Below are 12,808 nucleotides of genomic sequence, written 5' to 3'. Positions count from 1 at the left end.
CCCGCACCATGACCGTACGCAAGAACCAGGCCGCCCTGACCGCCACCGAGAAGAAGCGGCTCACCGACGCCTTCATAGCGCTCAAGCGCGACGGACGCTACGATGATTTCGTCCGCACGCACAACGAGTTCATCATGTCCGACACCGACGGCGGTGAGCGCACCGGCCACCGTTCCCCGTCCTTCCTGCCCTGGCACCGCAGATTCCTGCTCGACTTCGAGGCGGCGCTGCAGTCGGTGGACTCCTCGGTGGCGCTGCCGTACTGGGACTGGAGCACCGACCGCACGGTCCGCGCCTCGCTGTGGGCGCCGGACTTCCTCGGCGGTACCGGGCGCAGCTCGGACGGCCGGGTGACGGACGGCCCGTTCGCCGCGTCCACCGGCAACTGGCCGATCAACGTGCGGGTGGACGGCCGGACCTTCCTGCGCCGCTCGCTCGGCACGTCCGTGCGTGACCTGCCGACGCGGGCCGAGGTGGAGTCGGTACTGGCGATGGAGACGTACGACATGCCGCCGTACAACAGCGCCTCGGACGGCTTCCGCAACCACCTGGAGGGGTGGCGCGGGGTCAACCTGCACAACCGGGTCCATGTATGGGTGGGCGGGCAGATGGCCACCGGGGTCTCCCCCAACGACCCGGTGTTCTGGCTGCACCACGCCTTCGTCGACAAGCTGTGGGCCGAGTGGCAGCGCCGGCACCCGGGCGCCGGTTACGTGCCCACGGGCGGCACCGCGGACGTCGTGGACCTGAACGACACGATGAAGCCGTGGAACGACGTGCGCCCGGTGGAGCTGCTGGACCACACGAAGCACTACACGTTCGACGTCTGATCAGGCCCCGGCCGTACGGCACTCCGGGTGGCCCCAGCCCTGCGCGTTCTTGGCGATCGCCTCGCCGGCCGCGTAGGAGCGGCCGCACGGGCAGCGGCCGGGGAACTTGGCCTTGATGGTGCGGGAGGACGCTCCGCCGCCGGTGCGGCGGGGCGTCTTCTTGCGCGGTGCCCCGGCCGCCGCCGGGGTGTCCGGCGACGGCGGCGGCTCCGCGGAGCCGAGGGCACTGCCCGCCGCCTCCTGCACGGTGGCCGCCTGGCTGGCCGCACGGTCGGCGAAGTCGTTCAGCGGGTCGCCGTCGACCTGGTGGGCGGGGACGTAGCGGAACTCGACGGACCGGCCGTCGAGGAGTTCGTCGATGCGGACGACCAGGTCCTGATTGGCGACGGGCTTGCCGGCGGCCGTCTTCCAGCCGTTGCGCTTCCAGCCGGGCAGCCAGGTGGTGACGGCCTTCATCGCGTACTGGGAGTCCATCCGGATCTCCAGCGGTACGTCCGGGTCCACGGCCGCGAGCAGACGCTCCAGGGCGGTCAGCTCGGCCACGTTGTTGGTGGCCCGGCCGAGCGGGCCCGCCTCCCAGCGGGCCGCGGTCCGCTCGTCGTCGGAGACCACCCATGCCCATCCGGCCGGTCCGGGGTTTCCCTTCGAAGCCCCGTCGCACGCGGCCACCACACGTTCACGCATGCGCTCGATCATGCCATGGCCCGGCAGGCCGGCGTTCCGGCCCCGGTCAGACCTCCTTGACCCTCGGCATCTCACCCTCGGTGGTGGTGATGTCGATCACCGAGAAGTTCGCGCCCTGCGGATCGCTGAGCGCCGCGAACCGGCCGAAGGGGCTGCTCATCGGCCCGAAGCGGAGGATCCCGCCGAGCTTGGTGGCCCGTGCGACGGCCTCGTCGCAGTCGTCGACCGTGAAGTAGACGTTGATGTACGAGGGCACCTCGGGCGGGAAGTCGTCCGTCATCTTCATCCGGCCGAGGACGGTCTCCTCACCGATGTCGAACATGCGGAAGTCGATGGCGTGGTCCTCGATCTCCTTCATCCGGAAGGGGAAGACCCCGGAAAGGAAGCCGTCGGCCTTCTCCGGCTCGCGGGTGAAGACCTCGGCCCAGCAGTAGGCGCCCGGGGTGGCCACGGCCTCGAAGCCCTCGTGGGTGCCTCCCTGCCAGACCCCGAACACGGCCCCGCTGGGCTCCCGGGCCAGGCACATGGTGCCGAAATCGCCGACCTGCATCGGCTCCATCAGCACCTCGCCGCCGTTCTCACGGATCTTCTCCGCGCTGGCGGCGGCGTCCGGCGAGGCGAAGTAGAGGCACCACTGCGACTGCCCCTCCTGGCCGGGCATGGGCGGGACGACGGCGGCCACCGCCTTGCCGTCCGCGTAGGCCTGCGTGTAGTGGCCGTACTCCGACGACGACTCGCCGAAGGTCCAGCCGAGGACCTCGCCGTAGAAGCGCTTGGCGCCCTCGAGGTCGCCGAACATCGCATCGGCCCAGCAGGGCTTTCCTTCAGGTTGCACGGCCATGGCCGGGGCCCTCTCGATCGCACGGACTCTCCCGGGACATCACGCTAGCCATCCTGTGCCGGGCCCGCGCGGCGAACGGCGCGGACCTCGTTCACACAGGGGCGCGGGAGCAGCCGACCGGCGCGCGATCACGGCGCACGGCACCGGACGCCCTCACCGGCTGGTTTGCACCACCTCTTGATCAAAACCGCCCCCCGCGCGCTGTACCCCCCGGCTCACGAGTGCTGTTTGGCTGGTCCGAGCGCACCGGCACCCCGCGCACCACCGACCGATCCGCATCACCCCTGTCCGCCACTTCGCAGGAGGGAATGTGTCCACTCCGGACATCGCCACCGGTCCAGCAGTCGATGAACCGGGCCCCGAGGCCCCGGCCGACGGGCAGCTCACCAGCCTGAGCACCCGAGCGGCCCGCCAGCTCACCAGCACCACCAAGACCGAACCCCAGATGCAGGCCATCACCTCGCGATGGCTGCTGAAGTCCCTGCCGTGGGTGGACGTCAAGGGCGGCGCCTACCGGGTCAACCGGCGGCTCCAGCTGCGCACCGGCCGCGGGCGCGTGCAGTTCGAGCACCACGGCGCCGACGACATCCGGGTCGTCCCGCAGACGCTGACCGAGTTGCCGATCCTGCGCGGCTACGACGACGCGGAGGTGCTGCGGGAGCTCGCCGGCCGTTTCCGGTCCCGGGACGTGCGCGCCGGCCAGGTGCTGTTCGAGGCGGGTCAGCCGGTGACCGAGGCCTATCTCGTCGTGCACGGGCGGTTCACCCGCTACACGACCGGCAAGTACGGGGAGGAGGAGATCATCGGGGTCGTCACCGGCGGCGATCAGATGGGGGACGAGGCGGTCGGGCAGTCCGATCCGCTGTGGCTGGCCTCGGTGCGCGCCGAGACCGCGGGCGTGGTGCTGGCGCTGCCCTGGGACGGGGTGGAGGAGCTCACCGAGCGGGCGCCGTCGCTCGCCGCCCACCTCCAGGCCTATGTCGAGCGGCAGCGCAGGCCGATGAACCGCAAGGGCGAGGCGGAGGTCCCGGTGCAGGCCGGCCATGTGGGCGAGCCGACGCTGCCCGGCGGCTTCGTCGACTACGAAGTGACCCCGCGCGAATACGAGTTGTCCCTCACCCAGACGGTGCTGCGGGTGCACACCCGGGTGGCCGACCTCTACAACGACCCGATGGACCAGACCGCCCAGCAGCTGCGGCTGACCGTGGAGGAGATCCGCGAGCGGCAGGAATGGGAGCTGGTCAACAACCGGGAGTTCGGGCTGCTCCACAACGTCGACTACGGCCAGCGGATCAGCACCTACACGGGGCCGCCGACGCCGGACGACATGGACGAACTGCTGTCCATGCGGCGCAAGACCAAGGTGTTCCTCGCCCATCCGAAGGCGATCGCGGCCATCTTCCGGCAGTGCAACAGGCGCGGCCTGGTGCCGGGCACCGCGAGCGTCGACGGCCACGAGATGCCCGCCTGGCGCGGGGTGCCGATCCTCCCGTGCAGCAAGATCCCGATCAGCGCGAACCACACCACCAGCATCATCGCGCTGCGCACCGGTGAGGCCGACCAGGGCGTCGTCGGCCTCTACCAGACCGGTATCCCGGAGGAGTACCAGCCGGGGCTGAACGTCCGCTTCATGGGCATCGACGGCGCGGCCATCATCAACTACCTCGTCACGGCCTACTACTCGCTGGCCATCCTGGTCCCCGACGCGGCGGGGATCCTGGAGAACGTCCAGCTCGGCCGGACCGCCGACTGACGGCCTGGAGCGCGCCATGAGCACACCCACCCCCTCCTACACGCTGCCCGGGCCGCCCGACATCGCCCGGAGCCTGCGCCGCGAGCGGCGCACCGGGGCCGTCCCCGGGCTGCACCACCGGCCGGCCGTCCCCGCCGACCCCGCGAAGGCCGCCGAGATCGACCGCCGGCTGGAGACCTGGGCCCGCGGCCTGGACCTGTTCCCCGAGGCCTGGAAGGGGGACTTCGCCGGGTTCCAGTTCGGCCGGGCCGTCGTGCTCCAGCATCCGGGCGCCCTCGACCTGGAGCGTCTGACGGTGGCCGGCCAGCTGCTGCTCGCCGAGAACGTCGTCGACTCCTGCTACTGCGAGGAGGACGAGGGCCGGGGCGGAGCGCGCCGCGGTCTCGGCGGCCGGCTGATCATGGCCCAGTCGGCCATCGACCCCTACCACGGCGTCCCGGAGCTGGAGGAGGAGTGGCGCGAGGGCGTACGGGCCGACGGTCCGCTGCGCTCGTACCACTTCGCCCTCGCCGACTTCGGCGCCTTCGCCACCCCCAGCCAGACCGGCCGGTTCGTGCACGACATCGCCCGGCTCCACCTCGGCTATCTCGCGGAGGCGGCCTGGGCCGAGACCCGGTACGTGCCGAGGGTGTGGGAGTACCTGGTGATGCGGCAGTTCAACAACTTCCGTCCGTGTCTGTCGATCGTGGACGCGGTGGACGGCTACGAACTGCCCGAGCAGATCTACGCCCGCCCGGAGATCCAGCGGATCACCGCGCTGGCGTGCAACGCGACCACCATCGTGAACGACCTCTACTCCTTCACCAAGGAACTGGCGAGCGATCCGACCCATCTGAACCTCCCGCAGGTCGTCGCCGCCAACGACCGGTGCGGGCTGAAGGCCGCCTATCTGAAGTCGGTCGAGATCCACAACCGGATCATGGAGGCCTTCGAGGAGGAGTCGGCCGTCCTGTCCGCGACCTCGCCCCTCGTGGAGCGCTACGCCCAGGGGCTCGCCGCCTGGGTGTCCGGCAACCACGAGTGGCACGCCACCAACAGCCACCGCTACCACCTGCCCGACTACTGGTGACCGCCCCTTCGGGTGGCAGTCCCGCACAGCGAACGAAGAACAGGCACATGCACCACGAGGAGTCAGCGTTGACGACCGCCCCCGTCGCCCGGACCGCATCCGCCCCGGTGCCGGCCCAGTCCACGTACCAGAGCCGCGTCGCGGACTACTGGAACGCCGAGGAGAACCCGGTCAACCTCGAACTCGGCAGGATCGACGATCTGTACCACCACCACTACGGCATCGGGGGAGCCGATCTGTCGGTGCTCGACGAGCCCGACCCCGACGTGCGCCGGGAGCGCATCACCACCGAGCTGCACCGCCTGGAACACGCCCAGGCCGAGCTGCTCGCCACCCATCTCGGCCCGCTCTCCCCCACCGACCGGGTCTTCGACGCGGGCTGCGGCCGCGGCGGCGGCAGCGTCACGGCGCATCTGCGCTACGGCTGCCACGCGGACGGCGTCACCCTCTCCACCAAGCAGGCCGAGTTCGCCAACGAGCAGGCCCGTGCGCGGGGCATCGACCACAAGGTGCGCTACCACCACCGCAACATGCTCGACACGGGCTTCGAGTCGGGCGCGTACGCGGCCTCGTGGAACAACGAGTCGACCATGTACGTCGAGCTGGACCTGCTGTTCGCCGAGCACGCCCGGCTGCTGCGCCGCGGCGGGCGCTACGTCGTGATCACCGGCTGCTACAACGACACCTACGGGCAGGCCTCCCGTGAGGTGTCGCTGATCAACGCGCACTACATCTGCGACATCCACCCGCGCTCGGAGTATTTCCGGGCAATGGCGCGCAACCGTCTGGTACCGGTCCACGTCGAGGATCTGACCCAGGCCACGATCCCCTACTGGGACCTGCGCAAGAAGGCCGATCACCTGGTCACGGGCATCGAGGACACCTTCCTCGACGCCTACCGCAACGGCAGCTTCCAGTATCTGCTGATCGTGGCCGACCGGGTCTGAGTCCCGCGAAATCCCGTCGACAGCACGGGCGTCGAGGCGCTGGAATGGGTGCCGATGAGTGCCTTCCACAGCGGGCCGCCGCGCAAGATGCACGCGGACGAGCCCGACCTCGACGCCCCGCTGGTCCAGCGCCTGATCGCCCGCCGGTTCCCGCAGTGGGCCGGCCTGCCGGTAAGGCGTCTCGCGTCCTCCGGGACCGAGAACGCCATGTTCCGGCTGGGCTCCGAGCTGGTGGTCCGGCTCCCCCGGCGCCCCGGAGCCGTACCGGACGTGGTGCGGGAGCAGCAGTGGCTGCCCCGGCTCGGTCCGCTGCTGCCGGCGGCCGTGCCCGAGCCGCTGGGGGTGGGCGAGCCGGATGCGGGTTTCCCGTGGCCCTGGTCCGTCTACCGATGGCTCGACGGCCGCAACCCCGTCGCGGGAGCCGTGGCGGAGCCGGAGCGGCTGGCGGAGGACCTGGGGGCGTTCGTGCGCGCGCTGCGCGACGCCGACCCGCAGGACGGTCCGCCCGGTTACCGGGGCGGGCCCCTGACGGACCGGGACGAGCCCACGCGTGCGGCCGTCGCCGCACTGGCGGGCAGCGTCGACACCGGCGCGGTGACGGCCCTGTGGGAGCGGGCGCTGAACGCCCCCGCCCACACCGGGGAGCCGATGTGGGCCCACGGCGACCTGTCTCCCGGGAACGTGCTGGTCGGCGGCGACGGCCGGCTGCGCGCCGTGATCGACTTCGGCACCGCCGGGACCGGCGATCCGGCCGTGGACCTCGTCGTCGCCTGGAACCTGCTGCCCGCGAGCTCCCGCGGCATCTTCCGCGCGGCCGTGGGCGCGGACGACGCCGAGTGGGCGCGCGGACGGGGCTGGGCGCTGTCGATCTCGCTGATCCAGCTGCCGTACTACCGGGACACCAATCCGGCGCTCGCGGAGAACTCCCGGCATGTGATCGCCGAGATCCTCGACGAGGCCGGACGGGCGTCCTGATCCCCGCTACTCCCCCGCGTACGCCCTGTCGAGCGCGGCGACGTCCAGCTTGCCCATGGCCATCATGGCCTTCGTGGCCCGGTCGACCTTCGCCCGGTCAGGGTCGTGGATCATGTCGGCCAGCCGGGCGTAGACGACCTGCCACGAGACGCCGTACCGGTCCTTGAGCCAGCCGCACGGGCCGGGCTGTCCGCCGTTCTCGGTGAGCTTGGCCCAGTAGTGGTCGATTTCCGCCTGGTCGGCGCACAGGATCTGGAAGGAGACGGCCTCGTTGAAGGTGAACTGGGGTCCGCCGTTGAGGGCGACGAACCGCTGTCCGTTGGCGGTGAACTCGACCGTCAGCACCGAGCCGGTCTCTCCGTACCCGGAGTCGCTGTAGTGGCTGACCCGGCCGATGCTGGAGTTCTTGAAGACGGACACGTAGAACTCGGCGGCCTCCTCGGCCTGGCCGTCGAACCAGAGACACGTGGTGAATCCGTCGGTGGTCATGGGCACCTCCTGGGCGTGGAATGCGTTCGCCTGTATCGACCCGTTCCCGGTGCGGAACTCATCGGCCGTCCGCCGGAAACACCCGGGCGGGTGAACGGCGGGTCCGCCTAGCATCCGGATCATGACCTCTTCGCCTGCCGAGAGCATCGAGCCCTTCCGCCTGTCCGTCCCGCAGAGCGACCTCGACGACCTGTACGACCGCCTCGACCGCACCCGCTGGCCCGCCGAGCTGCCCGGCGCGGGCTGGGAGTACGGCGTCCCGGCCGGCTACCTGCGGGACCTGGTGCGGTACTGGCGGCACACCTACGACTGGCGTGCCGCCGAGGCGGAACTGAACCGGTGGCCGCAGTACACCACCACGATCGACGGGGCGAACGTCCACTTCGCCCAGGTGCCCTCCCCCGAGCCGGACGCTACCCCGCTGGTGCTGACCCACGGCTGGCCGGGCTCGATCGTGGAGTTCCTGGACGTGGTCGGCCCGCTCACCGACCCGGTGGCGCACGGCGGCGACGCGGCGGACGCCTTCCACGTCGTCGTGCCGAGCCTGCCGGGCTTCGGGCTGTCCGGCCCCACCACCGAGCCGGGCTGGGAGGCGGGCCGGGTGGCCGACGCCTGGGCGGAGCTGATGCGGCGGCTCGGTCACGAACGGTTCGGGGTGCAGGGCGGCGACTGGGGGGCGGCCGTCTCCCGCGAGCTGGGACGGGCCCACTCCGACCGGGTGATCGGCGTCCATCTGAATCTGCTGCCCGGCGGCCAGGCGGCGACCGAGCCGACGGAGGACGAGCTGGCCGGGCTCGGCCCCGAGGAGCGGGAGCGGACGCTGCGGTCCTGGCGGCGCTGGGCGGAGTGGTCGCGGGAGGGCACGGGGTACGCCGTCCTGCAGTCCACCCGGCCGCACACCCTGGCGTACGCCCTGACGGACTCCCCCGTCGGCCAGCTCGCCTGGATCGTGGAGAAGTTCCGGGAGTGGTCGGACTCCGAGGAACTGCCGGAGGAGGCGGTCGGCCGGGACCGGCTGCTGACGAACGTGATGCTGTACTGGCTGACCGGTACGGCCGGGTCGTCGGGCCGTATCTACTACGAGCGGGCGCACGCCGTCGGCCGGGCCGCCCGGCCGACGGAGCCGTCCGCGGCGCCGACCGCTCTCGCGCTGTTCCCGGCCGAACCGCAGATCGCGCTGCGGCACAAGGCGGAGCGGACCGAGAACCTCGTGCGCTGGACGGAGTTCGACCGGGGCGGCCACTTCGCGGCCATGGAGGAACCGGACCTGCTGGTCGACGACGTCCGGGCGTTCTTCCGGCAGCTGCGCCGCACCTGACGTCAGGCGGCCAGGGCGAGCCCGTCGTACGGGCGGCGCGGCACGGCGGCCGGCCGGCGGTGCGGGGTCGTCCGGCGGGTCAGCTCGCCGTGCGCCAGCGACAGCAGGTCGCCGAGGCCCAGGCCGAGCGCGTGGGCGGCGGCCGCGAGGACCTCCGAGGAGGCTTCCTTGCGGCCGCGCTCGACCTCGGACAGATAGGGCAGCGAGATACGGGCCGCCTCGGCCACGTCCTTGATCGTGCGCTCCTGTGCCCGGCGCTCCCGGCGCAGCACCTCGCCGACCAGATCGCGCCACAGCGGTTCTCTCGGCCCCGGTTCCCCGGGCGCCGGCCGGCCCGCGTCCGGGCGGGCTGGGGCAGGTCGCAGCGGGATCACCCGGGCTTCGTCGCTCACCTGATCGCTCACCCGGGTCAGCCTAGGAGCCGGGGCCGCCGGATCAAGGGGCGGGCGTTGCGCCGAGAGGGAAATCCCCGGGGCGCATGCTCGGCGTCACCGGGGGTACCCGAGGAGTGAGCACTCTGCCGAGAAGGCATGGTCCTCCGGATGAGGGGTACCGGGGAACACGCGCCTTAAGCAGAATTCGGAAAGAAACGGACACCGAGGCCGCAGGTGCAGTAGTCGTCGAACCGTGACTTTCGTGGGAGAGGTAATGAAAACCGCCGGGATCCGGTCGCAAGCAGAGGTCACCGAGAAGACCGAGCAGCACAGGACGGGCGAGGGATCACTGCCTGGGATCGCGGACCCCAAGACCGTCGCTCCGCGTGACGCACGTGAGCTGTCCCGCCAGTTCTTCCGCCGGCTGACCGAACTGGACGAGGGGACGCACGAGTACCAGTACGCGCGCAACACCCTCATCGAGATGAACATGTCGCTCGTGCGGTTCGCCGCGGGCCGGTTCCGCAACCGCGGCGACGACATGGAGGACATCGTCCAGACCGGCATGATCGGGCTGATCAAGGCCATCGACCGGTTCGAGCTGGCGCGCGAGGTCGAGTTCACCTCCTTCGCGCTGCCGTACATCGTCGGTGAGATCAAGCGGTTCTTCCGGGACACCACCTGGGCGGTGCACGTACCGCGCCGGCTCCAGGAACTGCGGGTGGAACTCGCCAAGGCGCGCGAGGAGCTGTCCAGCCGGCTGGACCGGGACCCCACGGTCGCCGAACTCGCCACGCTCATGAACCTCTCCGAGGGCGAGGTGGTCGAGGCCCAGCTCGCCTCCAACGGCTACAACTCCGCCTCCCTGGACGCCGCGCTCACCGGTGACGGTCCCGAGCACGGCGAGTCCGTCCTCGCCGACTTCATCGGCGTCGAGGAGGAGGGCCTGCGGCTCGTCGAGGACTTCCACGCGCTCGCGCCGCTGATGGCGGAGCTGAGCGACCGCGACCGGCAGATCATCCACATGCGCTTCGTCGAGGAGGCCACGCAGGCGGAGATCGGGGAACGGCTCGGCTGCTCCCAGATGCACGTCTCCCGGCTGATCAAGCGGATCATCACCCGGCTGCGCCAGGGGATGCTCGGCGAACTCGGCTGCGCCTGAGACACGGGTTCGGGGCGGACCGGCCGGTCCGCCCCTTCGTCCGTTCCTCGGCCGTGTCCGGCAGGTCAGCGTTTCAGCTCGAAGCTTGCGCGCACGCACTTGCCCACGGGCACGCGCTCCACGGTGACCGCCGAGGCGAGGGCGTGCACGATCTCCAGACCGTGCCGTCCGACGCGCTGCGGGTCCTTCGGGTAGCGCCGGGGCAGGGTGCCGCTGCTGTCGTACACGGACACCGTGACGGAGCTGTCGGTGCCCTCCAGCTCCAGGATGTACGGGCCGTCGCTGTGTCGGTCGGCGTTGGTCACCAGCTCGCTCACCATGAGGAGCAGCTCACCGTCGGCACGGCTGTTGGTGGCGGCGCACCACTCCGTGCGCAGCTGCTCCAGGAACTGGGCGGCGAACGCGCGCGCCTCCGCGATGCATCCGGGCTCGCCGGTGTAGTGCGCCGCGCGTCGCAGCGGCTCCACGGGTACGTCGAAACCAGTCGGTATCACTGCCCCGCCCAGGTGTTCGGTCATGCTGTCTCTCTCGGTAGGCCCGCTCCGGCCGGCCGCTCGCTGTTGCACCAGTCCCCTTACCCCGAGCCCGGCCCGGCAGTCCCACGTTCGCCCAGCGCGCACAGTGGCGATGCTCACGGCGACGGCCGGGCGTGTGAATCCGCCGCTCATACCGTAGGCGACACGCTCCGTGGCGACTCCGGCGGCGTGACGTTACCGGACCGGGTGGTGAACGTGGACGTCTCGGCCGGCGCGGAGCCGGAGGTCGGGGCGACCGACTCGGTCGCGGACTGCTGCTGCGAGGTCGGCGCCTGGCTGGCCGACTCGGGGGTCTTCGACTCCGGCTTGCTCTCCGGGGTCTTGGACTCGGGCGTCTTGGACTCGGGTGTCTTGGACTCGGGTGTCTTGGACTCGGGGGTCTTCGACTCCGGCTTGCTCTCCGGTGTCTTGGACTCGGGCGTCTTGGACTCGGGTGTCTTGGACTCGGGTGTCTTGGACTCGGGGGTCTTCGACTCCGGCTTGCTCTCCGGGGTCTTCGACTCGGGCGTCTTCGACTCGGGGGTCTTGGATCCCGACTCCGGTGACTTCGACTCGGAGGACTTCGATCCCGACGGCTTGGACTCCGACGGCTTGGACTCCGACGGCTTGGACCCCGAGGGCTTGGACTCGGACGGTGAGGTGGACGGCGGGGACGACGGGGACGTGGAGGAGTTCGGCGGCGAGGTCGGGGACCCGCTCGGCCTCGGCGCGTTCCAGGGGTTCGGCAGCACCGGCGGCGCGGCGTGCCGGTCGTGCCGGCAGTCGTGGTCGCCGCGCTGCCGGTGGATCCAGTCGTCGTGGCGGGTGTCGAAGAGCACGAAGACCTTGACGGGCTTCGCCGCAGGCGTCACCACGACCACGCGCGCGGGGCTGTACGCAGCCCAGCGCTGCCCCACGATCTTCGGTGTGGCCCGCTGGGCGACCGGCGGGGTCAGCGGGTTGCCGCTCGCGCAGCGCACCCGGGGCACGCCGTGTCCGTCGACCAGGACGGCGGTGCCCGCCTGGAGCACGGCCTGACGGGCGGTGCCGGATCCGGCACGGTAGCCGTGGTCGGTGACGCGGGTGTCGACGCGCAGCTGGACGGGGGTCAGCGAGCGCAGATAGGCCGGTACGCCCGACGGCTGGACACCGGAGGCGGAGGCGAAGGACCGGTTCTTGGCCGGGTCCGCCCGCAGGTAGGTGATCTGCTTGTCCACGTCGCAGGCGGGGACGTTCTTGGTGCCGGTGTACAGACCGGGCGCCCCGCCCTCCACTCCGCGTACCTCGTTGGCCGCTCCCGTGGTGGGCATGGCGGAGACGGCCGGTTCCGGAGCGGCGGAGTTCTGCCGGGCGGTCGACGGCGTGTACGGGTCCTGGCCCGTGCTGCCGGCGGACTGCAGGAAGACCTCGCCGCCCTTGGCGGAGGAACCGCCGCCACCGCGGGTGAAGACGACCGCCAGGACGACGGCGACGATCACCGCCGCGGTGGCGGCGACCATGCGGGGCACGGACTTCCACCACGGCCCGTGCGGCTGCCCGGGGCCGGTGCCCCTGCCGGGCGGCTGCGAGGGAGGCGGCCCGCTGGGCGGCCGGTTGGATCCCGACAGGGGCCCTGAGGGCGGCCCGGTGGGGTGGCCGGAGGACGGAGGGTCGACGCTCACGAGGCCTTCTTCCCGTCGCGGTCGTCGCGCTGCGCGGCTCGTGCGGCTTCTTGGCGGTCACACCCTGTCTGCTGCATTCGGGTGCACGTTGATCCCATTGTGTGTCGCAGTCGGGTGACGCTCGCAAGCCGACGCGGACGGCCGGCCCACCCGGCGGGCGCGGCGCCCGGAAGCTGCTTAGCGTGGCAGG

The 12,808-nt window shown here is 71.4% G+C and carries 12 protein-coding genes and 1 pseudogene; 7 read left to right on the top strand and 6 right to left on the bottom strand.

What is annotated here, in order from left to right; genetic code table 11:
- Positions 1 to 8: 8 nt before the first annotated feature.
- On the top strand, positions 9 to 830 hold the full coding sequence (locus BLW57_RS35285; protein ID WP_093479760.1) for a tyrosinase MelC2: 822 nt from the start codon (positions 9 to 11) through the stop codon (positions 828 to 830).
- Here BLW57_RS35285 and BLW57_RS35280 read toward each other — a convergent pair whose 3' ends face one another.
- Together BLW57_RS35280 and BLW57_RS35275 are read right to left on the bottom strand one after the other, a co-directional pair.
- Complete coding sequence (locus tag BLW57_RS35280; RefSeq protein WP_093479759.1) at positions 831 to 1,526, bottom strand: ribonuclease H family protein; 696 nt, start codon at positions 1,524 to 1,526, stop codon at positions 831 to 833. It abuts the gene before it with no gap.
- A gap of 34 nt (positions 1,527 to 1,560) precedes the next feature.
- Positions 1,561 to 2,355 (bottom strand): VOC family protein, encoded by a 795-nt coding sequence (locus tag BLW57_RS35275; RefSeq protein ID WP_093479758.1) that lies wholly within the window; start codon positions 2,353 to 2,355, stop codon positions 1,561 to 1,563.
- Positions 2,356 to 2,665: 310 nt separating this feature from the next.
- Between BLW57_RS35275 and BLW57_RS35270 the strand changes: the two genes are divergently transcribed.
- The 4 genes from BLW57_RS35270 to BLW57_RS35255 all read left to right on the top strand — a co-directional run bounded on the left by BLW57_RS35270 (position 2,666) and on the right by BLW57_RS35255 (position 7,099).
- A complete protein-coding gene (locus tag BLW57_RS35270) occupies positions 2,666 to 4,108 on the top strand; it encodes a family 2B encapsulin nanocompartment shell protein (protein ID WP_093479757.1) in 1,443 nt (480 codons plus the stop codon).
- A 16-nt stretch (positions 4,109 to 4,124) separates the two neighbouring features.
- Positions 4,125 to 5,177 carry a family 2 encapsulin nanocompartment cargo protein terpene cyclase gene (locus BLW57_RS35265; protein WP_093479756.1) on the top strand — a complete coding sequence of 351 codons (1,053 nt, stop codon included), beginning with the start codon at positions 4,125 to 4,127 and terminating at the stop codon, positions 5,175 to 5,177.
- Positions 5,178 to 5,245: 68 nt separating this feature from the next.
- Positions 5,246 to 6,124, top strand: a complete 879-nt coding sequence (locus BLW57_RS35260; RefSeq protein WP_093479755.1) for a geranyl diphosphate 2-C-methyltransferase — start codon at positions 5,246 to 5,248, stop codon at positions 6,122 to 6,124.
- Between the two features lie 54 nt (positions 6,125 to 6,178).
- Entirely contained in the window at positions 6,179 to 7,099 is a 921-nt protein-coding gene (locus BLW57_RS35255; RefSeq protein ID WP_256339663.1) for an aminoglycoside phosphotransferase family protein, read from the top strand.
- Positions 7,100 to 7,105: 6 nt separating this feature from the next.
- On the opposite strand, the gene BLW57_RS35250 is transcribed toward BLW57_RS35255, so the two are convergent.
- Positions 7,106 to 7,588, bottom strand: a complete 483-nt coding sequence (locus BLW57_RS35250; RefSeq protein ID WP_093479754.1) for a VOC family protein — start codon at positions 7,586 to 7,588, stop codon at positions 7,106 to 7,108.
- 121 nt (positions 7,589 to 7,709) lie between these two features.
- On the opposite strand from BLW57_RS35250, the gene BLW57_RS35245 reads away from it, so the two are divergent.
- Positions 7,710 to 8,906 (top strand): epoxide hydrolase family protein, encoded by a 1,197-nt coding sequence (locus tag BLW57_RS35245; RefSeq protein WP_093479753.1) that lies wholly within the window; start codon positions 7,710 to 7,712, stop codon positions 8,904 to 8,906.
- A 2-nt stretch (positions 8,907 to 8,908) separates the two neighbouring features.
- On the opposite strand, the gene BLW57_RS35240 is transcribed toward BLW57_RS35245, so the two are convergent.
- Positions 8,909 to 9,310 carry a helix-turn-helix domain-containing protein gene (locus BLW57_RS35240; protein WP_093479752.1) on the bottom strand — a complete coding sequence of 134 codons (402 nt, stop codon included), beginning with the start codon at positions 9,308 to 9,310 and terminating at the stop codon, positions 8,909 to 8,911.
- A 244-nt stretch (positions 9,311 to 9,554) separates the two neighbouring features.
- Between BLW57_RS35240 and BLW57_RS35235 the strand changes: the two genes are divergently transcribed.
- Positions 9,555 to 10,442: an RNA polymerase sigma factor SigF gene (locus BLW57_RS35235; RefSeq protein WP_093479751.1), complete on the top strand. Its 888-nt coding sequence runs from the start codon at positions 9,555 to 9,557 to the stop codon at positions 10,440 to 10,442.
- A gap of 65 nt (positions 10,443 to 10,507) precedes the next feature.
- Here BLW57_RS35235 and BLW57_RS35230 read toward each other — a convergent pair whose 3' ends face one another.
- Both BLW57_RS35230 and BLW57_RS35225 read right to left on the bottom strand, forming a co-directional pair.
- Positions 10,508 to 10,960, bottom strand: a complete 453-nt coding sequence (locus BLW57_RS35230) for an ATP-binding protein (RefSeq protein ID WP_093479750.1) — start codon at positions 10,958 to 10,960, stop codon at positions 10,508 to 10,510.
- A 494-nt stretch (positions 10,961 to 11,454) separates the two neighbouring features.
- Positions 11,455 to 12,618: pseudogene (locus tag BLW57_RS35225) on the bottom strand (DUF6777 domain-containing protein); the annotation flags it as partial.
- Positions 12,619 to 12,808 lie beyond the last annotated feature (190 nt).

The organism is Streptomyces sp. 1222.5, assembly GCF_900105245.1.
GTDB lineage: Bacteria > Actinomycetota > Actinomycetes > Streptomycetales > Streptomycetaceae > Streptomyces > Streptomyces albidocamelliae.
Note: the sequence above shows the minus strand (reverse complement) of the source record. Positions and strands in the feature narration are given on the sequence as shown.

What these genes read in the sequence shown, in the direction of transcription:
- BLW57_RS35285 (WP_093479760.1), top strand. Translation starts at nt 9, where the DNA reads ATGACCGTACGCAAGAACCAGGCCGCCCTGACCGCCACCGAGAAGAAG.
- BLW57_RS35280 (WP_093479759.1), bottom strand. Translation starts at nt 1,526, where the DNA reads ATGATCGAGCGCATGCGTGAACGTGTGGTGGCCGCGTGCGACGGGGCT.
- BLW57_RS35275 (WP_093479758.1), bottom strand. Translation starts at nt 2,355, where the DNA reads ATGGCCGTGCAACCTGAAGGAAAGCCCTGCTGGGCCGATGCGATGTTC.
- BLW57_RS35265 (WP_093479756.1), top strand. Translation starts at nt 4,125, where the DNA reads ATGAGCACACCCACCCCCTCCTACACGCTGCCCGGGCCGCCCGACATC.
- BLW57_RS35255 (WP_256339663.1), top strand. Translation starts at nt 6,179, where the DNA reads ATGAGTGCCTTCCACAGCGGGCCGCCGCGCAAGATGCACGCGGACGAG.
- BLW57_RS35250 (WP_093479754.1), bottom strand. Translation starts at nt 7,588, where the DNA reads ATGACCACCGACGGATTCACCACGTGTCTCTGGTTCGACGGCCAGGCC.
- BLW57_RS35245 (WP_093479753.1), top strand. Translation starts at nt 7,710, where the DNA reads ATGACCTCTTCGCCTGCCGAGAGCATCGAGCCCTTCCGCCTGTCCGTC.
- BLW57_RS35235 (WP_093479751.1), top strand. Translation starts at nt 9,555, where the DNA reads ATGAAAACCGCCGGGATCCGGTCGCAAGCAGAGGTCACCGAGAAGACC.
- BLW57_RS35230 (WP_093479750.1), bottom strand. Translation starts at nt 10,960, where the DNA reads ATGACCGAACACCTGGGCGGGGCAGTGATACCGACTGGTTTCGACGTA.